At 37.9% G+C, this 22,440-nt stretch carries 16 protein-coding genes and 1 pseudogene; 9 read left to right on the top strand and 8 right to left on the bottom strand.

All coding sequences use genetic code 11. From position 1 onward, the window contains the following. Positions 1-443 precede the first annotated feature (443 nt). Complete coding sequence (locus tag L659_RS0112685) at positions 444-3,329, bottom strand: TonB-dependent receptor plug domain-containing protein (RefSeq protein WP_024590778.1); 2,886 nt, start codon at positions 3,327-3,329, stop codon at positions 444-446. A gap of 1,881 nt (positions 3,330-5,210) precedes the next feature. On the opposite strand from L659_RS0112685, the pseudogene L659_RS1000000123465 reads away from it, so the two are divergent. Beyond that, a pseudogene (locus L659_RS1000000123465) lies at positions 5,211-5,488 on the top strand (integrase core domain-containing protein); the annotation flags it as partial. A 227-nt stretch (positions 5,489-5,715) separates the two neighbouring features. Here the strand turns inward: L659_RS1000000123465 and L659_RS0112675 are convergent. After that, positions 5,716-8,583 (bottom strand): TonB-dependent receptor domain-containing protein, encoded by a 2,868-nt coding sequence (locus tag L659_RS0112675; RefSeq protein ID WP_024590777.1) that lies wholly within the window; start codon positions 8,581-8,583, stop codon positions 5,716-5,718. Between the two features lie 243 nt (positions 8,584-8,826). After that, the gene (locus L659_RS0112670) at positions 8,827-11,169 is read right to left on the bottom strand and encodes a DNA polymerase II (RefSeq protein WP_024590776.1); all 2,343 of its coding nucleotides are present in this window, start codon (positions 11,167-11,169) and stop codon (positions 8,827-8,829) included. Between the two features lie 193 nt (positions 11,170-11,362). On the opposite strand from L659_RS0112670, the gene dinG reads away from it, so the two are divergent. From dinG to L659_RS1000000123460, 6 genes are read left to right on the top strand one after another with little or no spacing between them, the layout of a single operon-like run. After that, the gene (gene dinG / locus L659_RS0112665; RefSeq protein ID WP_024590775.1) at positions 11,363-13,438 is read left to right on the top strand and encodes an ATP-dependent DNA helicase DinG; all 2,076 of its coding nucleotides are present in this window, start codon (positions 11,363-11,365) and stop codon (positions 13,436-13,438) included. Next, positions 13,438-14,214, top strand: coding sequence for a TSUP family transporter (locus L659_RS0112660; RefSeq protein ID WP_024590774.1), 777 nt, complete (start codon positions 13,438-13,440; stop codon positions 14,212-14,214). The genes dinG and L659_RS0112660 overlap by 1 nt, the downstream gene beginning before the upstream one ends. 1 nt (position 14,215) lies before the next feature. After that, positions 14,216-14,824 carry a primosomal replication protein gene (locus L659_RS0112655; RefSeq protein ID WP_007584039.1) on the top strand — a complete coding sequence of 203 codons (609 nt, stop codon included), beginning with the start codon at positions 14,216-14,218 and terminating at the stop codon, positions 14,822-14,824. Between the two features lie 13 nt (positions 14,825-14,837). Next, on the top strand, positions 14,838-15,731 hold the full coding sequence (locus L659_RS0112650; protein WP_024590773.1) for a histone deacetylase family protein: 894 nt from the start codon (positions 14,838-14,840) through the stop codon (positions 15,729-15,731). 51 nt (positions 15,732-15,782) lie between these two features. After that, positions 15,783-16,064, top strand: a complete 282-nt coding sequence (locus L659_RS0112645) for a late competence development ComFB family protein (RefSeq protein WP_024590772.1) — start codon at positions 15,783-15,785, stop codon at positions 16,062-16,064. Then, entirely contained in the window at positions 16,048-16,200 is a 153-nt protein-coding gene (locus tag L659_RS1000000123460) for a DUF2496 domain-containing protein (RefSeq protein ID WP_007584045.1), read from the top strand. Before L659_RS0112645 ends, L659_RS1000000123460 begins: the two co-directional genes overlap by 17 nt. A gap of 2 nt (positions 16,201-16,202) precedes the next feature. Here L659_RS1000000123460 and L659_RS0112635 read toward each other — a convergent pair whose 3' ends face one another. Beyond that, positions 16,203-16,724 (bottom strand): sel1 repeat family protein, encoded by a 522-nt coding sequence (locus L659_RS0112635; RefSeq protein ID WP_007584047.1) that lies wholly within the window; start codon positions 16,722-16,724, stop codon positions 16,203-16,205. Between the two features lie 105 nt (positions 16,725-16,829). Between L659_RS0112635 and L659_RS0112630 the strand changes: the two genes are divergently transcribed. Continuing rightward, complete coding sequence (locus tag L659_RS0112630) at positions 16,830-17,714, top strand: DMT family transporter (RefSeq protein ID WP_024590771.1); 885 nt, start codon at positions 16,830-16,832, stop codon at positions 17,712-17,714. A 30-nt stretch (positions 17,715-17,744) separates the two neighbouring features. On the opposite strand, the gene L659_RS0112625 is transcribed toward L659_RS0112630, so the two are convergent. The 3 genes from L659_RS0112625 to L659_RS0112615 are packed head-to-tail and all read right to left on the bottom strand — an operon-like array spanning position 17,745 to position 19,511. Beyond that, a complete protein-coding gene (locus L659_RS0112625; RefSeq protein ID WP_024590770.1) occupies positions 17,745-18,257 on the bottom strand; it encodes a CC0125/CC1285 family lipoprotein in 513 nt (170 codons plus the stop codon). Positions 18,258-18,282: 25 nt separating this feature from the next. Continuing rightward, positions 18,283-19,023: a hypothetical protein gene (locus tag L659_RS0112620; RefSeq protein WP_024590769.1), complete on the bottom strand. Its 741-nt coding sequence runs from the start codon at positions 19,021-19,023 to the stop codon at positions 18,283-18,285. Beyond that, on the bottom strand, positions 19,020-19,511 hold the full coding sequence (locus L659_RS0112615; protein WP_024590768.1) for an RNA polymerase sigma factor: 492 nt from the start codon (positions 19,509-19,511) through the stop codon (positions 19,020-19,022). The genes L659_RS0112620 and L659_RS0112615 overlap by 4 nt, the downstream gene beginning before the upstream one ends. 140 nt (positions 19,512-19,651) lie before the next feature. Between L659_RS0112615 and L659_RS0112610 the strand changes: the two genes are divergently transcribed. Then, a complete protein-coding gene (locus L659_RS0112610) occupies positions 19,652-20,998 on the top strand; it encodes a S8 family serine peptidase (protein WP_024590767.1) in 1,347 nt (448 codons plus the stop codon). Here L659_RS0112610 and L659_RS0112605 read toward each other — a convergent pair. Next, positions 20,982-21,935, bottom strand: a complete 954-nt coding sequence (locus L659_RS0112605; protein WP_024590766.1) for a surface lipoprotein assembly modifier — start codon at positions 21,933-21,935, stop codon at positions 20,982-20,984. The two genes, L659_RS0112610 and L659_RS0112605, sit on opposite strands and share 17 nt — an antisense overlap. Positions 21,936-22,440 lie beyond the last annotated feature (505 nt).

Raw genomic sequence — 22,440 nt, 5'->3', positions numbered from 1 at the left:
TAAATTTAGAATAGGCTTTTAAAGGATACGAAGACGTTGTTAACGTAGCTTTGAAGCACGTAATCACTCTATCAATACAGTAATTGGCATATCAGATATGATCAAGGTTGAGGGCTGTACTACCAAATAATATATCCAACCACCACATTTTCAGCTTAAGTAATGAAAGATAATCTTTTGTTGATATCCATTATGTTTTTAAACTTCTGAAGAACCGCTAAGTAAATCCAACAATTTCCAGTCTAAAGAAACGTAATATCAACTAGATATAAAAAATTTTTGCCTAGTTATAGCGAAATTTACTTATCGTTAAATAAACCCCATATATAAGCCGGTTGGTATAAACACATATTAGGGCAAGTAAAATATAAAAAAAGCCTACTGAAATTTCAGTAGGCTTTAATATTAAACACTTTCGTTTATAAACTTATTTACTAAAGATATTAGAAACGTAAGTTTAGTCCTAAGTTGAAACGTCTGCCGTATACGTCGTAATACTCACCTTCATCGTATGTGCCAGGATTTCTAGGAGGTGTAATATCAAATAAGTTTGAAACACCTAATCTTACTTCAAGCATTTCGCTAACAGTATAACGACCATTTATTGACCATTCTGTATAAGAAGGAACATCATTATAGTTGTTATTTTCAGCAGTCCACTCTCTGTCTAATACTGTTGAATGACGGTATTTACCAATCATACCTACGTATAAATCATCGTAAGTATAGCCTACCGTTAGGTTACCCTGCCAACGAGGGTATCTTACTTCACCAACTGTAGGTGTTGGTTCATAGCCTTCGCTAGAAACATCTGTATTAAACTCTCTATGCTCAAGGTAACTTGCTAGTAAACGGAAGTTAAATGAACCGTAGCTCGTTTCATACTTGTATGTACCTTCTAAATCAACACCTTTAAGAGAGTAAGATGCTAAGTTATATGGTCCATTACGAACCTCAGAAATATCAAGAGTCGTAGGATCACGGTCAACTAAGTCACAAGCACTATTATCTAAACTAGACGCTTCGTAACAATCATCAATAACACGCTGTGCACCTAAAGAGTTAATTGCATCTTCAACGTCAAAACTCCAATAATCTGCAATTAACGTGATATTTTCAGTTGGGGTATAAATTACACCAAATAATGTATCGTCAGACGTTTCTTCTTGAAGGTTTGCATTACCTGAATTCACACTTGGTGGAGTAACACTACGCCAATCATCAGATGGTCTCCAATCTCCAACTGTAGTACCTGGGTTTGGAATACCTGCAGCTTGACAGTTAGCAATTAAGTTTGCTTTTTTGCTATCACTCGCTGTAGATATATTAGTTTGGTCACATGGATCGCCATAAGACGCGAATGACTGAGTACCAGCAGAATAAAGTTGAGATAATGATGGAGCACGAACCGACTTAGACTTTGTACCACGGAAACGAAGTTCATCGTTCATTGCATAGTTAAAGCCTACCTTCCAAGCTACATTATCGCCCACTGAAGAGTAATCCATGTAACGAGCGGCTAACTCAAGGCTTAATGAATCAACAAATGGTGCATCCACTAATAATGGAACTGACATTTCAACACCAATTTCATCAACTGTAAATTCACCATCCCATGCTTTTACAAAGTTACCAAACACTAGATTATTCTGCATTGCTGCACCAGGTTCATTAGAACCAGTTTCTTTACGATGCTCAGCACTTAAAGCAAAAGAAACACCACCGGCAGGCATATCAAAAGCATAACCTGAAATAACACCACCAATAACTTGCTGCTGTTTAACTTTAGAAATTGATGCTGAGGTAGTAACGTAATCTAAAGCTTCTTGAGATGCACCATTAAGACCGAACAGGCTTAATGCCTGACAACCATCTAACGCACCAACTAAAGAACCATCTGAATCACGGTCAGCACAACGAATTGCTCCGTCAATTTCTACCGCGTCAATAGCCTTGTTAAAGTTCTCAGTAAGGAATTCACCGTTCCATGTAGTGTCGTTTTTATTACGACCGTAACTAAAATATACTTCGTAATCGAACTCTTCTAGTAGTAACCCTTGGAAAGAAAGAGTTGTATTAAGTGTTGTACGATCATCTTCATAGGTACGATTACCAAAACCCGAAGCAAGCTTATAAATTGTAACTGAATCTCTACCAGCTTCATCTAATTGTGCTTTAGCAGCTGGGTCTAAAAATGCATTATCTGAACGAATCGATTCAGCAAGGAAAATTGGGCTACTTTCTGCATAAGCACTAGCTTTTGAGAAAGAAACTTCAAAATTCATTGAATGATCATCAGCATAATTATTTACTATGTTTGTAAAAACATTGAAACGATTAAGTGGTGTTGCAAGATCTTGATGTTCAATAAATTTGTAACCATTAGAGAAGCCGTCACCAAAATATCTAAGTTGATTATTCGGCGCAGGTCTTGTTACACCACCAACTATAACGGGACTAAACTCACCATTATCACCAAATACAACATGGCCATCAGGTAAGAAAGCATCACCTGCGCGATCGTAATAGCCTAGTGTTTGCAAACCGGCAAACTCACCTGTAGCTAAAATATTCTGTGGAATTCCATCCGTGTCAGAAACGTTATCAGGGTTTAACATCCCAGAAACTGGGTTACGAAGAAAGTCACGGTCTTGAGCTTCAAGCTGTTCTGTTTCTGAGTAAGATAAGCTCGTAATAAAACTTATTTTATCGCTTTCACCACCAAACGTGAATGAAAAAGACTCTTCTTCACCACCACTTTGTTCTGTAATAGATTTTTTGTAGTTGAAGTCCATAGTATCTTGAGACTTTTTCAAAATAATATTAACTACACCCGCAATTGCATCTGAACCGTAAACTGCTGACGCGCCGCCATGAACAATATCCATACGTTCAATCATTTCAGTCGGAATGCCGTTTAAATCTACCGCAGGATTATCTACAGAAGCACCTACGTATCGACGACCGTTTACAAGTACTAAAGTACGACCTTCTCCAAGCTGACGAAGATCTGTAGTATTTATACCCGCACCAAAAATAGTGTTAGTAGTTGTTGTAGGTGCAGAGCCTACGCCAGATGAAGGCAGCTTTTGTAACAAGTCTGAGATGTTTGTGATGCCGGCATTAGATAGCTCTTCGCCAGTAATTGTAGTTACAGGAGTAGGTGAAACCTCTGAAAAACGCTTAATACGCGAGCCTGTAACCTCTATACGTTCTACTTTTTCAACGCCTTCTTCTGCCGCAATTGAATTTGCAGCGAAAACAGCCGTTGATGCTGTACCAAAAGCAATCGCTAAGCGAACTGCCTTTGAAATTTTATTGTTTAACATTTGATTCTCCCTAGAATACTATTTTATTATTTATGCTTAATTTTTAAAATTAATGCGCAATAAAGCCACTTAATAAGACTAAAAATGCCTATATGAAGGTACAGTAGGACTTTATTGTGTGACGGATGATAGTACTAGAGAAACAAAGAGGTCAACACATTATTAACTTTAAACCAGCAAAAATAACAAATGTATCTTTCACCATTACATTAAAATCAACAGTAAGCAGCTGATTTTATTGAAAAAGTAATATGTGTATATTTAAAGCTTATATCACCTTAAAATAAAATACTTTAATAACAATAACTTGAATGTTTGTAAAGATTTGTAACAAAGCATCGCTAAAATATATAAAAACATTCATATTTAGTAGACTTATCTAAAGCTGCAGGTTTAAAAAAGTGTCTCTTTTATTTAAGGTTGAATAAAAATAACTTTACTATCAACTAGATAGCCTCACTTCTATACCTTAACAATAAGATGTATATGCGATTACTTTAGTCTTTTCGAGTATATGACTTATAGTATGCTTGTAAAATTTATTATAGGAATTGACCCAATTAATGTATAAACATACATAATTACTTACTCCTTCCTTATTTTGCAATCTGAGTTGTTAATTTTATGCTTAGATATGTGAAAAAACCTTTTGAAGTAGTCACTTAAATTTTATCCTGATCTTTTCAGGGTAGGTAGATTATAACCAAGCTTCCTGTGTGGATTTTATGTAAATACCTACTACTGCCCGCATTTAATTTGTTTGAAAATTCAATTTAGAACTATTAGGTACACTTGTCAGATTACAAGTTTGGTTATATTATTTTGTAATTTCGCCTACATCGCGTTTAACCTGATTTATTGATCTAGCCAGCTGCAAATCATAAATAAACTTTCTTTGATATGTCGTAAAAATGTTCATTATCATTTTTATACTCGAAAAGAGCATCGACTGATGAGTGTTTGTTTAATGACAGGAAATTATCAACTCAATTGTGAAGGTAGTGCTTGAACATTTGGTTATTAACTGGCCAATATTATTCCTTAATACTTGTTCTAATAATATTGAAACCATCTCTTTATTTACTAATTTGATAATATTCACTTGAGTATCACATCGACCGTAAAATCAAAGTTAAAATATGCAAAATTATCAGATAAGCTGCATGTATTTGATACGGCCTTAACTGGTAATATTTAATGTACTTAAGAAGAGTTGCCCCCTCTTAAGTGTAATGCGGGATATCCTCTATATTCATATTTACAGATACTTTTGGCGGGAGCCTCTAAAATAATTATCGCTATAAATAGAACAACTAAAATTTATAATTACTCAGAATAAATAAGCTATAAATTACAAATCACTTAAAAAACTTATTACCATCAAAATCAACCACTTAATCGAGCAAATAGAAAAATAATATATAATAATTTTGTAAAACATACGTTATTGAAATACGAGAAAGCACCAACTAAATACAAAGTTACCACGTTAACAAGGTTTGGCAGATAGTCGAAAATCAATGAAATAGTGTAGCTTGGAGGAGGGGTAAGTTTAATAGCAAATAGTTTACTTAACATAGATAACCTATCTGTATTATTATTAGTACAAACACATTAAGATTTCAAACATAAGTTAAAGTATTGCAATTAAACTTAGTAGTAAAATTAGTTCCTATCTTGGTAAATATTCCCTCTTTTGTTAATTTCTCTCATTGCCTCTTGGTTTTTTTTGCGTCTTTCTTCTGCCAACTCTTTTGACATGCATGTACGCTTTTTAATATTACTACCTGTCACCGCTATTTTTTCGCATGCCATATTTTCATTACTGCTTAGAGAGTCTTCACTCAGTGAACTACAACCAGATAGAAATAGTAAATTTAAAATGATTATCAGCTCTATTTAGCTATCAACGATATCGACCATACGAAAACTAAAGCCATATCACCGCAGACGAACGGTATCTGCGAACGCTTCCATAAAACGATATTGCAAGAGTTTTATCAGGTGACATTCCGTAAAAAACTATATAGTTCACTGGATGAATTACAGAAGGATCTAGACGAATGGATGGTTTACTAAAATAATGACTGAACTCATCAGGGGAAAATGTGCTGTGTAGAACAACATTAGAAAAATTATTAGACGGAAAATCGATTTAGGCTGAGAAAAGTTTAGCTCAAATCTAAACTGACAGTCACCGATTAATAAACGGGTAACTGTCAGATCGAGTCTGATCTAGTACATTTAATAACTGGCGAGTATCTCATTTAGAGCAAATTCGATGGGTGATTGATTTCTTATTAATCACACTAATACAGTTAATAGCTTTAAATTAAAAAACCCATAGTGAAATTCACTATGGGTTTTATTTAGCTGTAACTTAAAGTTAGAACTTCAGATTAAAGCTTACATGAACAAAGCGACCTAGCGTGTCATAAAAACCTGCAACTGTGTTTGCATTAGAAGCTACAGTATTACCAACTAACGGTGGCTCTTTATCGAAGATATTATTCATACCGCCAGTAAAGGTTAAATGCTCGTTATATGAGTAGCTACCTGAAACATCAATAAAGTTATATGCTTCAATACCGCCATCATCAATTAATAACGTATCTGCAGTTCCTTCATAATCTACAGATCCGTAATAACGCCATTTAACACCAACACGCCAATCATCGCGTAGGTAATTTACATTAGCCGTGTGACGCCATTTTGGAGATGCAAAACAGTCTGTACTAATAGTGCCTGAACAATCGTAAGCTAATTCCGCATCACCTAAAATAGGTTCAACTTCTTTTTGAATGCTGTAGTAACCATTAATATCAAAGTTTAACGCACCTTCTTCTAGGTCCATTTTGTAAGCTGCTGTAAAGTCAACACCTTCCCATGTTTGACCACCAATGTTATCGCTCAAGTTTGTAACGAAACCAGCTTGGCCTAACCATAAGCTGCCAGATGGGCTACGAGTAACATTGTCACAGAAGAATGCATCGCCTGTTTCAGCACAGTTGTTAATAATTCTTTCTGCACCTACAACACCAATTACTTTTTCAATTTCAATTTTGAAATAATCAATTGAGAAGTTAAATCCATCTAATGGATTTGCAACTAAACCGATTGTGATTGTATCGCCTTCTTCTGGCTCAAGTAACTGATTACCACCAGCGAACTGATTATATTGACCAGCTGGAGACTCACCAATACCGCCGTACTGTGAAGCACTTACACCTGTATTAGCACATTGGCTAGCAGAATAAGTTGGACGGTCACCTACAGCAGCAGCATTTGGATCACCAGCACAAGGGTCATCACCACTCCACAAGCTAATGCTTTGTGCAGAAAATAACTCACCAACATTTGGTGCACGCACAACTTTTGCATAACTTGCTCTTAATTTGTATGCATCTGCAATCGTGTAATCTGTACCAATTGAGTATGTAGTATCTGAACCTGTTGTTGAATAATCAGACCAGCGAGCAGCAGCAGATACATTTAATTCATCAAGTACAGGAATTTGTAATTCACCATAAACTTCATTTACATCAATAGCACCATACAAGCTCGGAGAAGGACCACCTTGACCTAGCAGTTGACCTTCTTCATAAACAGTATCTGAAACACGTTCGTAATCTTGCTCACGACGCTCAAAACCGAACACTGCAGCGATAGGAGTTGATGCTGTTGGTAATGTCCAATCAAATTCACCAGTAACATAACCGCTATAAATAATTTGCGTTACTAAGCCTGTTTGTGTTCCAACACCAGCTAATTGTGCTGCCTGCTCTGCGGTAACACCATCTAGTTCAAATACGTTGTATAATAAACAACCATCTGCAGTATCACACTCTGTACCTACAGCACCAACGCGTGGAGCAATTTTCGGCGAAAGTAAATCATTTTTATAAACTGAGCTTGATGTTGTTGCAGAGTAGTTATAGCTAATATCGTAAGACCAGCTATCGTTAATCTCACCTTCCATACCGGTTAAGATTCTGTATGACGTATGCTCAAGGTTATCTTCTCGTGGACCACCTTCAACGTTACGCTTACCAATATAAGCAACAAATTGATCATCGCCGTCTTGGCTAAATAAAGTTTGTAGCTGTTCTTTTTGAAGATCAGATAACAATGGGTTGTTATAATCGAATAAGATTTCTTCGTTATAAAAAGTACCAGATTCAGCAATTTGGCCAGCTGTTCTGTTGTGCATAAATGAGAATTCTAAATACGGTCTAAAGTGCTCATTTATTTCGTAATCAATAAATGTACCAAACGTAAAGCGCTCATTTGGACGTAAGAAGTGGTTTACCGGTGCAAAGTTATAACGGTAGCCATCATCTTCCATAAAACCTTGGCCATTTGGATTCAAATAACCAAAAAGATTCTGATCGTAATCAACTTCACCATCTACAACCGGATAAATATCAAAATGAGGATTTGGTGTTGTAGCAGAACCACTACATGATTGACCATTACCACCCAAAGCACACGATGAGTAGTCGCGAGTACCTTGTACTAATTCGTTCTGACGGTTATAAGTAACATAACCTACGGCATGACCTTTTCCGCCATCAAATCCACCACCAACAGTAAAGTCGATGCTGTAAGCTTTACCATCGATTCCAGTATTACCTGTATCGTAGTCATAGCCTTTATCATCCATCAAGCCTTGCATGTATTTATTATCATTGTTGTGCTGGAAGCCAGATGTACCCACATTTAGTGAAATACCATCAAACTCATCATCCATAACAAAGTTAACAACACCAGCTACGGCATCTGCACCGTATACTGCAGCTGCGCCACCTGTTAGCACATCAACGCGTTTAATTAAAGAGGCTGGGATTTGGTTAATATCAGCAACTTGAGACGTTATGCTACCGGCCTGCATTCTACGACCATTAATTAACACTAGGGTTCTGTTTGAGCCTAAGCCACGTAAATCAACAGTTGCAGTACCTGTTGCGCCATTAGCTAAAAATGAACTTTGAGCAGCTTCTATTTGTGGAAGTTGATTTAAAACATCTTCAACACGAGTAAAACCACTTAACTTAATTTCTTCAGCAGTCATTACTGTTACAGGGCTAGATGTTTCTAAGTCAGTTCTTTTAATTCTAGAACCAGTAACTTGAATACGCTCTACTTTCTCTATTTCATCTTCAGCTGCAAAAGAATTTGCTGAAAAAACAGCTGTTGAAGCTGCGCCAAAAGCAAGTGCAATACGCACCGCTTTAGCTACTTGATTATTTAACATTTGATTCTCCCTGGTGTCACTACTTAATCGTAGCAATCATTATTTATTTATTTTTATAGTTACAGTTAGTTAACAGTAACTAAAACAAATAATAAACAAAAACCACTAAAAAGCCAATAAAAGTTAATGGGATTTTGCAAAAAAGAAGATTAAAACGATATAAAGAATAAATAACGAGCTAAATTAGAATTAATTACAAATATGCAGGTTAAAAACCCAAGATAATTGCCATTTTGGGTACAGTCAAAATAGCCCCCCTTGAAAACCTAACCCTAAAGCAACATTTGAGTTCACTATAAGACCAATCATTTCAATTAACGGTACAATCTGTTTTTCTACATAAATTGCATAGTCATAGCTATGAAAGCCTTGATACAGTTCAACTCCAGCAGTTGTGTAAACGAATGTAACAAATTCCCCCCTATTGACCGTAAATTCGCTATTTTTTTTCTGGTGTTTTTTAACTGCTTGAACATGAGGGGGGATATTTTTTTTATAATCGATTAAGTTTTGACCTAATCTCTTTTTAAAAATGAGTAAATGATCAAAATCACCTTGGTATAACTTTGTTGTATAGTCTTTAACAAGGTCATTTATATTTAAATTTCCATCAAAAAGACTAGTAAATAGGTCGAACTGGAATTGTTGAGCAAGTTTAGTCCAATCACTTCTTACTGTTTCTAATCCTTTAAATACTAGTTTTGATTCGTTTGGTTTAATTAATTTACCGACATAGCGCTTTTTAGAGCCAACTAGCTTCCCCCTTATGGTTGGCAAAAAGAAAGGGCTATAAAGAGATTCAAATTCTATTTCTAAATGACTTGTTAAGTTGTGCGTTTGTTTAATCTCGTTAATCCAATCTGTAGTTATCTTTTTAGCTAAAAACACGCCAATTTCATTACACTCGTCGTGGGTTAAATCATCATCCAACTTAATAAATGTAGAATCGGTATCACCATAAATAACGCTATAACCAAGCTCTTCTATCCACCTTTTAGTTTGTAGCATTATTTCGTGCCCTCTTAACGTAATAGAGCTAGATAACCTAGGATCGTAAAACCTGCACCCTTTTGAGCCTAAAACACCATATAAGCTATTCATTATTATTTTAATTGCTTGAGAAAGCATTTGATCTTGATTGTCTTTGGCGAGCTGCCTTTGGGACGCTAAGCTTTTAACAAGTAAAGGTAAGTGATGCTTGTCTCGCGAGAATAGGGCTTCATTAAAACCCTGCACACTTTGGTTTGGATTTTTTAAACCTTCTATCAGTCCAAGTGGATCAATGTAGAAAGTTTGCATAATACTGGGGTACAAGCTTTTAAAATCTAAAACAATGACATTTTTATAAAGCCCAGGAATAGACTCCATTACATAACCGCCTGGGCTTTCAAATGTAAGTCCATGATCGCCCATATTAGGGGCAACATAACCGCTGCGATGCAGTAATGGTAAATACATATTAATAAAAGCAGCGACAGAGCCGCCCTTTTTTTCAAGCTCTAATCCTGTGAGCTTTGTTCTTATAATAGAAAAATCGAGTAGCTTTAATTTATCAAAAATTTTATTTACCAAAATACAATCTTGTCGATTATATTTTGCTAAAGAAAGCTTATCTTCATTAAATTGCCTAATAATTTCCTGCAGACTATTAGCCGTGTCTATTAATTTGGACTCACCCAACACTTGATTTGAAACATTAGCTAAAGAAAAGCTCTCAAAACTATATGTACCATTTTTTAAAGTGTCTATTCCATCAACCACACATCGCCCAGGGATCGATACTCGAGTAAAGTGTCCTTTACGAACATATAAAGGTTGATCTCCCCTACCCAGTAATAACTTAATGCCTAGTGCTTCCGCTCTTTCATGAATAACCGAAAAATCGAACTCAATTACATTCCAGCCAATTATGACATCAGGATCGCTAAGCTTAATAAAATGCTCGACCCCCCTTAACAGCTCAGCCTCATCTACACACCAAATAATATCGAACTCTAGGTTTTCAGCTTCTCTATCTGGCTCGCCAATCATTAAAACACAGTCTAAATTACAGCCCACAAGTCCAACAGAAAACAAAACGCCACTTTCGTTACATTCAATGTCTAACGAGAGTTTATTAAGAGCTGGGGAATACTCATCATTTGCTTTTAATTTTGCCTCTGTTACTAATGTATAACCATTTTGATAAAAAACATTACCCGTTATCCAAGCACCTCCTTTTATAAAGCGCTCCATTAGGTAGCGCTCTATTGGTCGAATATCTTCTTCAAATAATACAACTCCACGTTGCTTTAAAGCTTTAGCAGCAGAATAAAAATGTTTAAGTGATTTGAAGTAGCAGGCCGACATATCTTCTTGCTGAAAGTTTTTTAACCCAAGACTTTTAATATTAAAGATAAGTGACTCAGCTGCTAATATTTCATGCGCTATTTCAGCATCTTTACTTTTGATAAAAAACAGCGCATTTTCGTTAACTGATATAGTTTTTATAGGCCCTTTATCACTGCAAAACCACGCTTCGTAGCAGATGCCGTTAGCAGTATCATAAGCATGAGAAGAAACAATAAAACCGGCTGTTAAGTACATTATTACTAAACCTTATTCATATATATGTAAGTTTTTACTTAATTCAAAATGCTTTAAAGCCATACATTCAACCTAAATAAACACTCAGATACTTTATTTGCTAAATTAATCTCATCACTTCTTGTAGTTACACTCTTATAACTCTAAAATCCATAGCACTGTAATTATATACATACTTTAGGTAAATCATCCCATGCTTTCTGACTCACTAAAAAAAACAATTAGGCAAGTACACCAGCATGTGGCTAGCAACCTAAACGATTATCGCCCTCGTAGCAGTCAAAACTACCTTGTAGCCGAAATAGCAAAAACGCTTGCTGGCGAATACCATAAAAAGCAGCGCATTTGCGTAATTGAAGCAGGCACCGGTACCGGTAAGTCTCTTGCCTATTGTTTAGGCGCATTACCGCTTGCCTTAGCGCAAAAAAAGAAGCTAGTTATTTCTACCGCAACCGTTGCACTGCAAGAACAATTAATAGCAAAAGAACTCCCATTTTTTAAAAAGCATTCAGGCCTCGACTTTAAATTTGATTTAGTAAAAGGTCGCCATCGTTATATTTGTGCCCACAAATTACATAATGCTGTAAACGGCGATAGCCAAACACAAATGGACTTTATGCCAACGCTTACTTCACCATTGAGCGCAATGGAAACCAAGTGTTTGAATGAGCTATATAACGCCTATGTGAATAAAAAATGGCAAGGCGATAGAGACAGCTGGGCTGATACCGTACCCGATAGAGTGTGGAACTTAATAGCGTGCGATAAACATTCATGCCAACGCCAAATGAAGGCCCATCAAACGTGCCCGTTTCAGCTTGCGCGTAATCAATTAATGCAAATGGATGTACTGGTAATTAATCACTCTTTATTACTTGCCGATTTAGACTTAGGCGGTGGTAAAATTTTACCAGAGCCCGACAACACCATTTACGTTATTGATGAAGCGCATCATTTAGCACATATAACACGCGATTTTTCATCGGCCGCAGCAACAATTAAAGGCACGATAGAATGGCTTGATAAGCTCACCAAGTTTAGCGGGAAAATGGCGAAGGTTTTAGTGGGGCAAAGAGCTATTGGGCAAAACTTTAAACTTTGCGACAGCATTAATGACGCGAATAAAGATTTAAAAGTAGTGCGCGACATTCTTGATAATGCCGATTTTGAATACTCAAAAGACGATACTTATCGCTTTGAACACGGTGAAATTCCACAATCATTGCACAGTAAAGCAAAAGACATAAGCGAAGCCACGCAAGATGCGCTGCGCTGTTTAAACAAAATGCACGACACCCTTACCCAAGATGTAAGTGATGGCGACATAAAACCTCACGTTGCCGACCCAATACTAGGCGAAAGCGGTCAATACATAAACCGGTTAGAACAACTAAACAAACTATGGTTTAGTTACGCAAAAAAAGGCGAAGGTGCTCCTCATGCACGGTGGATAAAACGCCTTGAATACAAAAGCCATCACGACCACTTATTAAGCGACTGCCCTATCGAGGTCGGTTATTACTTAAAAGATAAATTGTGGCGAGAATGCGCGGGCGCTGTTTTGTGCTCTGCTACATTAAGTGCACTCGGCTCGTTCGATCACTTTGCTTACGAAACAGGACTTGCTAAAGAAGAAGGCGTTAAATTTATTAAAGTACCTTCTCCTTTTGATTACCCCAAACAAGCCACTTTACGTATTCCGGTATCTAAAGTAGAACCAACCGATAAAGACTTTAGTGATCACCTAGCTAAAACATTACCAGAGTACCTAGATGATAAAAAAGCGAACCTTGTACTATTCGCTTCTTACTGGCAAATGGACCACGTAACAAAGTTTCTTAGAACAAAAGGTTTTAACTTATTAGTACAAGGTGAGATGTCGCGAGAAGCGTTGCTTAAATTACACACCAAAAATGTAGACGAAGGCAAAGGCAGTATTTTATTTGGAACGCAGAGCCTTTCGGAAGGTCTTGATTTACCTGGTAAATATTTAGAGAACTTAATAATTACCAAAATTCCGTTTGCTGTACCTACTTCGCCAATAGAAGAAGCGCAAGCAGAATTTGTACAAAGCAAAGGCGGTAACCCGTTTTTAACGATTACCGTACCAGACGCCGCAAAGAAATTGGTACAAAGCTGTGGTAGACTGCTGCGAAAAGAGAGTGATGAAGGCTGTATTACTATTCTCGATAGGCGCTTAGTTACTAAGCGATACGGTAAAGCCATGCTCGACACTCTACCACCTTTTAAAAGACAAATAGATTATTAATGTTTGAACTCGCACTCGATCCAACAACTTGGGCTGTTTTATGTGCTGTTGCACTTGCCGCAGGTTTTATAGACGCTATCGCCGGTGGCGGTGGCATGTTAACTGTGCCCGCTTTACTAACAGCTGGCTTACCTCCGCATTTAACACTAGGAACCAATAAACTAGCAGCAAGTTTTGGCTCGTTAACGGCAAGCTATACATACTATAAAAAGAACTTATTTAGTCCAAAGTTTTGGGCTGCCTCCATTATTGCTACTGCAATAGGTGCATTGATAGGCACTCTTATTGTTGATCATTTAAGTATCGATTTTTTAAACAAACTACTCCCCATTATTATTATTTTAGTTGCCGCTTATAGCTTATTTGGTAATTTAAGTACTACCGAAGGCGATGAACTCCCTAAACTAAACAAAGCGATGAAAATAAAACAATGGCTACAGGGTTTAGCATTAGGCTTTTTTGATGGTTTAGCAGGCCCAGGTACGGGGACATTTTGGACCGCTTCTAATGGCATGCTTTATAAAATGAACTTGCTACTCAATTGTGGTTTAGCGCGTTCAATGAACTTTGTTTCTAATTTTATATCGCTCATCACCTTTGTAGCACTCGGACATGTAAACTTTTTACTTGGCATAACAATGGGCTTTTTTATTATGCTAGGCGCATGGTTTGGAGCACATTCAGCAATACGTTTTGGTAGTAAATTTATTCGCCCTGTATTTAATACTATGGTTATACTTTTAGCATTAAAACTAATTTACGAGGCTTACTTTTAATATGCATTCAATGGCTTTAGATAAACTACGTCAACAAGTTGCAACGCTAAAACAACAAGCTGAGCAATTTGATAAAGCTAAACTTTTTTCTAAAAATCGTTACATGCAAGCGCAACCTAGCTTGTTTGACCGCGCAGTTTTTAGTACAAAAAGCATGAACCTAGTCGATTACGTAATAGAAATAGAAGATGAAGTGTCAAGGTTACCGCCAAGTGAGCATCGCCATGCTTATACCTACGCGCTTGAACGTATAGGAGCTCAGGTACAAGCTGTATTCAACGTTATTAAATCAACGCCTATTTGGGTTAAAGAAAACAAAAGCCATTATAAACCACGCCCTAAGCAAACCGTTTATAAGCAAGCGGTACAAAAAATAATGCAATCATCGCACGAGCTTTACGACGAATTAAAACAAAACCATGAGTTTGAACGCCGTTTAGTGCTCATGATTGAAGAGCGTAAAATGCAAATGGATAAAGCCTCGCCAGCTAAAGCACAAAAGCTTAACCTTGAAATATTAAGCACACATGCTCGATTAGGCCGCTGCAGAAAAGCAATTTCTGCCACCGAGGACAAAATACAACAAGTAGAAAAACAGCAGCTGCGTTAAGCCGAACTTTACTATGCAGCTTTATTATCATCCATTGTATTCAGACCTTATACTCCCAGAACGTCATCGATTCCCTATTCAAAAGTATAAGTTACTTAAAAGCGAAATAGAAAATCTAGGTGTTTCGGCTATTCACTTTCAAGAGCCTATAAAAGCAACTAAATCTCAACTTTCGCTATGTCATAGCCAACGTTATATAGATGACTTTTTAAATGGAATACTAAGCGATAAAGCAATTAAAAAGATGGGATTTCCCTATTCGCAACAACTTGTAGAGCGTACTCTTTTATCTATTGGCGGGAGTATTCAAGCTGCTGAAGCGGCTTTTAGTCACGATCTAACCTTCAATTTAAGCGGTGGTTATCATCATTCTCATAGTGATTTTGGCAGTGGCTTTTGTATTTTTAATGATTTAGCTATTGCAGCAGCACATTTAATAAATACAGAGCAAGCCGACACTGTTTTAATTTTTGATTGCGACGTACACCAAGGCGATGGCACAGCACAAATCACTCAAAACCATAACCAAATTATTACCTGCTCAATTCATTGTGAGCAAAATTTTCCTCGTAATAAGCAAGAGTCCACTTACGATTTTGCATTGCCCGCTAAAACAGCCGACGATGAGTACCTTGCTACATTAAAGCAAGCACTCGATTTTTGCGTGCGCATACATAACCCTGATATTATTTTGTATAATGCAGGCGCTGATATTTACACTAAAGACGAGTTAGGCTTGTTTAATATATCGCTCAATGGCGTATATGAGCGCGACTTGTTTGTTCTCAACTTCTGTAAGCAACATCAAACCCCACTAATGTGCGCTTTAGGTGGCGGTTATCAGCGTAATTTGAGTTCACTAATTAATGTTCATAAACAACTATTTAAAGCCGCTATCGATTTATAGTAAGCCTTAGTATAGACTCAGTTAAACGGATTATTTTAAAGCGGTGGGAATATGCGATTACACGAAGACATACACAACTATTACGAAAAGATTGTAGTTGAAGAAATCATCAAACTTAAACTTGATGAAAAATATGATGAAGATGTAATGGCTGACTTTTGTTGTACGGTACTAAATCAGCTCCCGCCACGATATATTCGCTACGATGTAGATATGGCGTTTTATTTACCGCAATCAGAACGCATACATATGGAACAACGTGTGCAAACAGCAATAAATGTCGCCATTAGCCAAATATCAAAAAAGAAAGAATTAAATGACAAGCCCACTTGATCAAGCCCCTACACATATTAAACTTGCAGTAGATTTAATTATGATACTAGAGCAACACGATGTTGCTCCAGAAGAGGTCTTAAAAGCACTCGATATTGTAAAAAGCGACTTTGAAAAAAAGCTAGAAAAGCCATAACTCTATTCTATTATTTGTATGTCGTGCTCGGTAACGCTACCTTCGTGCTTAGTGCAATCAATTTTAACTTCACCAAATGTACGTCTAGGCGAAGTTGAACGACGACAGGTCATATTTTGTGCTTTAACGCCAAATTGCGTTATATACAACGCAACTGTTTCGTCTATTTGTTGTTTTTGCTGCGTAGTCGCTGCACTGTAAAATACATCGTATTGCGCAGACCAATTTTCAACCCCCGCTTCTTTTGCAACGCCTAGCCAGCCCATCCCTAGTTTAGTAGATTGCTCCAAGTATTGGCCTTTCAAAAACATAAACGCCAACGTGTATTGTGCGCTTTTATAGCCTAGCCCAGCAGGCTCTTTTAAATAATTGAAAGCGGCCTCAAACTGTCCTTTTCGATACGCTTTAATACCATTGTATTCATTCTTTTTCATGGTGGTATCACTGTAAAGGTTGATTGAGCTTGAATTACATCCACCCAAAAAAGTGATAAATACCATAGAAACTACTGAGAACGTTTTCATTCTTATCCTTAATTTATTATTTTTATATGCCAGTTCCGAATATGGCTTACTCTTTTTATAAACCCTGTTATTCTAAAAACCAATCAGCATAATTAAAATACTATCATGACCTTAGCAAGCTTACTGCGATTATTTTTTCTGGCCGCTATTTGGGGCGCTTCTTTTTTATTTATGCGAATGGCAGCAAATAGCTTGGGGCCTGCGGTATTAATTGAGCTAAGAGTAGGCTTTGCTGCAGTTACTTTATTTATTGTTGCTTTGTATTTAAAACGCCGCTTAGCGTTTATCCAACATAAAAAACACTTTTTTATTATAGGCGCGTTTAATTCTGCTCTTCCGTTTTTATTTTTTGCTTACGCAGCTCAAACTATTAGCGCATCCACACTCTCAATTTTAAATTCTACAACACCAATATGGGGTGTTGTAGTTGGAATTTTATGGACGAAAACAAAGCCCAATAAAAGTATGGTGCTTGGTTTACTACTTGGCTTAATAGGCGTTGCAATACTCGTTGGGCAAAATCATTTTGTATTAAATAGCCAATCAATTTTGGCCATAGTAGCGGCATTAAGCGCATCACTTTGCTATGCCATTGCATCGCATTACACTAAAAACGCGCCTAAACTGGCCCCATTCGATAACGCCCATGGCTCAATGTGGGCTTCAAGCTTTATGGTATTGCCGCTTATCTTATTTATGCCAATACGAGAAATACCAAGCACCAACGTTATGCTAGGTGTACTTGTATTAGGAGTAATGTGTACTGCACTTGCTTATATTTTATTTTTTAAATTAATCGACGATATTGGCCCAACCTCAGCACTCACGGTTACATTTTTAATTCCATTATTTGGCATATTTTGGGGACATTTAATTTTAGATGAGCAAATTGGGCCAAATACGTTACTCGGCGCATTATTTGTCATTGTGGGTACTATGTTGGTTACTGGTTTTTTACCACGAAAAAAGCACTTAGCTAAAACAAGCTAAGTGCTTATATCAAGCGCTTTTACCAAACGCTTACTTTTGCGCCTTTTTGCTTAAATTTTCAATTAAGTCTTGGGCGCTAAAACTGTTTTCGCTTGGTTTAATGCCTTTGCCCATTTTAATATCAATCAGGGTGTGCACTTCTTTGCGTTTATCATTGTTGCTTAACTGTACGCCTACGCTGCTTGTTGGGCTAGCGCGTGTTTCGCAAGTTAATAAACCACAGCTTCGCTCATATTGCTGGCTTTGTGATGCACTAATAGATGACGCAGGAGCTTGCGATTTAGACTCAACAAAGGTTTCTTTATTAGTTACAACAAACCAGTCGTAGCCTTGCGCTTGTGTAAGCTCAGCCGCGCGTAATAATGCATAGTCACCGGCATCGGCTACGTTGTTTGATACGCTTTTAAACTCGACTCGGTATTGATCGTCGCTAATTTTTTGCTCGCTATAACCTTGCGATCCATTATTCGCGGCGCGGTAATCCGGTTTAGATGCACAGCCCGCCATAAGTAAAATACTGATAATTAAAATAGATGTTTTCATAGTTCACCACGTTTTATACACATTATTATTTGTTTAACTGCCACTTTGCGCTAATTGCTTGCTGTTCTTGCGCTCTATCTAGTGGTGCGCCGCTGATCATGCTACCTATAACAGCATCTAACTCACTGTTATTAGACGCCGTTTGATATTGCGCGCCATTGTTACTTTGCTGCGTGGCTGTTTGCGCTTTAATTTGCCAACCGCTTTGCGTTTTACAAGCAATGCTTGTTTGCGTTGTATTATTTGAGCTTAGTGCATACTGCCTACAAAGCTCACCTTGCTGATTTTTAAAACTAAGCTGCGCACTAAATACTGAGCCATCACTTTGCTCAAACACACCACTACTTAGTTGTGTGTTAAGGGCTGAGGCGGTATTGCTGGCTACTAAATTTTGCGACTCATTGGGTTGTAAATAGCTCGTCATTGCAATACCAAATACCACGGCAACGCTTGCAGCTATTGCTAAACTTTTATTAGCCGACTGCTTAACCTTTTGCCAAGGCCTTAACGTTACTACATTGCTATTTAACGTGTTTTTTGTCGTTGTTGTATCAAGCTTTGCAACCGTTTTAGCTAACGAGTCACTAAGTGGTGCGTCGTCAATACTTATTGCGTGCTCCTTTACTAGCATGTCTACTTCGCTAAATTCTGCAAGTCGCATTACTAGCGCATCATCGGTTTCAAGGGCTTTACGCACTTGCTCCATTTCGTCCTCGCTTAGCTCTGAGTCTAAAAAGGCGCTAAGAGTTTCGTCGTTAATGTTCATACTTGCTCCTTTTTAAAGTCGGGTTTTATTAAGTTATAAAGTGTACTGCGTGCGCGCGATAATTTACTCATTACACTGCCTATAGGTATATCTAGCGTATGTGCTACTTCTTTATAGGCCATGCCCTGCAGTGCCACCAGCGATACTATGGCGCGTTGCTCTTCGGGTAATTGCCCAAGTGCTGTATTTACATTTTTAAGCATTTGTTTGTTTTCGAGTGTTTGGTGCTCATTACTTGATATTGGCTCTGGTAAAATATCGGCCTGAGCCTTATTTTGCCTTACCTTGCGTGAGCGGTATTCGTCTATCCACACATTACGGCAAATTTTAAATGCCCACTTAGCAGGCTCAACGTCATCCGGAATGCCTTTTACTAATAGTTTTTCAATTGTTATTTGCACTACATCGTCTGCATCTGCTTTACTACCCGTTAGCGAATAGGCAAAACGCCTAAGCATGGGCAATAAGGCTTTTAATATTTCGTTCATTGATTTTTACCCCTTTTATAAAGAAGACGATTCAAAAAAACATTTATTCCCAAATAATCAAAATAATTTAAATAATGAAATATTTCTATGTGTTAAACGTTAACTAACCAGCATAATAAATTTAATAGAAGTAACCCACTATGAATATTAAAAACACACGCGTTAAACACATAATAGCCGCCTCGCTTTGCATATTTAGCGCAACGAGTTCAGCCAACATAGTAAGAGTCGATCAGGTGCTTGGGCAGCTAAGCCCAATAGAGCAGCGTATTGAGCAAACTATAGAGCGAGCACAACGCCTGCCGCTTCCGGTGCCTGTTCCACAAATATCGATTGATGAACTAAAAGCGCAAATAAGTGAGCCTATTAGCAGCTTACCTAATATGCTTAACATTAATATAAATAGCCAAAACACTGCATTTGTTGAAGTAGAGCTTGAAAACGGCTTTAGAGCAATAGAGCGCCAATGGTTATTAATGGCAAATAGCCAACAACTTAATACCCTAAAGCAGCAAAATGTAACCATTGTATCGGTAAAAAATTACAACGCACTTAACATGAGCTTAGTGCGCTTTAACGTACCCCAAGGTGTTAATTCTAAAAGTGAGTTATTAAAAGCGCTTAACTTAGATGAGTCTGCAATACTTGACCGAAACCACATTTACCAAGCGCAAACAGGCGAGCCTAGCGTGAAAGTAACACAAAATAAGCCTGTTGCTCCTTACTGCACACAAAGCGTAAAAATTGGCATGATCGACAGCGCTATTAATACCAAACACAGTGCTTTTAGAGGCGCCAATATCACCACGCAAAGCTTTTTACCTAAAGGGTTAAGCTCGCCAAATTTACACGGCACCGCCATTGCAGGGCTAATTACAGGTAAAGGCGCAAAACTTAACCCGCTTTTAGGCAGTGCCAAGCTTTACAGTGCCGAGGTGTTTTATAGGCAATCTGAATATGCACAAGGGGCTACTTTATTTGCCATAGTAGAAGCACTTAACTGGCTAGTTAGTAATAAAATACCCGTAATAAATATGAGCCTAACGGGGCCAAATAACGCAATTTTAGAAGCAAGTATTACTGCAGCAATAAAACAAAACGTATTAATTGTAGCTGCTGCGGGTAATCAAGGGCCGGCGTCGCAGCCGTTATACCCAGGTGCGTATAAAAGCGTGATAGCGGTAAGTGCTATCGATTCAAAAAACCACATTTATAGATGGTCAAATAAAGGCGATTACATAGACTTTACAGCCCTTGGTGTAAATGTTGTTACAAGCCAAGGCAATGGAAAATTTGGTAGGGAGTCGGGTACGTCAATGGCGGCGCCGCATGTAAGCGCGGCATTAAGTTGTTTATTATTAAAGCATGGTAATAATAAAACCAAAGCACTTAACGAGCTTACATCGCTGGCCGTCGATTTAGGCGAGCAAGGCAAAGACACCACCTTTGGTTATGGCGCCATTTACCCACCTAAAAGTGCACTTTAACTGACGCCGATAAAACCGACTGAGTATAGGTATTGCTACTAAGCTTTGATTGGTAATCGCCATATTCAGCCTCGGCTATTAGTGTTACGTGCTCAAACACAGCTACGTTATAAAACGCATTAACTACATTTCGGTGCTCATCTCGCGACGGTATTTGCTCAAAAAAGTCATCCGTTGTTTGCTCGTCGTAATCTTTATTTTGATAACGCCACCCTGCGCCCACTTTATTAGCCACATTAAAGGCCGTAAATTTGTGCGTAACTTTTGTAGTAAAGCCGTAGCCGTTAAAGTCGTACTGGTTGTCGTCGGCGTTTTCTTTATCGGCACTTAGCGCTGCCATTAGCATGGTTTGCCCATTATTTATAAAATGATAAAGCGCTACATCGGCACCTACGCCATCAGCATTACGTGCTTTTGCAGTAGCAAAACGTTTAGCTTTGTTTTTTATGCTCATACGTAAATACGTATGCGGGTTTAAAAAATGGCCATAGTAAGCGCTGGCTTGATTAAAATGTAAAAATGGTTCGCCATCTACATTTGCTTTTGTGCCATCGTAACGAACCCCTACCTCATGGCTATTAAAGCTGTAGCTGCCATCTAAACCATATTGATGAAGGTCTAAATCGTATTGATCAAATTCATCGTAGTCTTGCTGTTCAAACCGGTAGCTTGAAGTTAATTTAGCGCCTTTGGTTAATTGCCATTTTGCATTAACACCGGCTGCGGTTTTTATGCCGCTGTCGCTTTGCGACGAAATATCGTCAAGCTCCTGAACAGAGAGCGCTGAATTGCTTAATACCCCAACTTCTGCATCTGCATTTAGCTCAAAGCTACTTTTAAAGGGTTTATTTTGCTCAGGTGTTTTAACGTGGTTGGTTTGTGCAAGCACCGCTTGGGCACTAAAAACACACAATGTGGCGGTTATAACTGCTTTCATATTTATTCTCCAACAGGCCGAATAGGTTTCCCTATTCGGCATTTGTGCAAACACGCTTAGGGCGTATTAAAGACCTAAGTCTAAATCGTTAGTAATGTTGGTAACTACTTCACTTGCGGTGCTAAGTGCTACATCGTTACTAATTTGATCAGTGACCGCTGCACTCACCTGCCCGCTAACACTTTGCTGTACCGTACTTTGTAAACTGCTAACCGTACTATCTTGCACGCTGGCAATTAAAGATTGCTGAACACTGCTTACAACTTCATTACTGGTATTAATTGCATCACCTACTTGCAGTGCAGAGCTCACTGAGTTTGCAGCCGTATTAGTAATTGCTAATTGGTTTGTAAGCGCACTCGCTGCATCAGCTTGAGTTACTGAATCGGTAGCGCTGCCCACGTTTGAAAGTAAAGAGGCACTTGTTGGTGTATCGGTAGTATCAGGCTGAGCGGCTTGATCAGAGGTAAGTCCAAGTAATGACGACTGGCTCACTGCAGTCGTT

The sequence above is a fragment of the Pseudoalteromonas sp. S8-8 genome (assembly GCF_000497875.1).
In the GTDB taxonomy this organism is placed as follows: Bacteria; Pseudomonadota; Gammaproteobacteria; order Enterobacterales; family Alteromonadaceae; genus Pseudoalteromonas; species Pseudoalteromonas arctica.
Note: the sequence above shows the minus strand (reverse complement) of the source record. Positions and strands in the feature narration are given on the sequence as shown.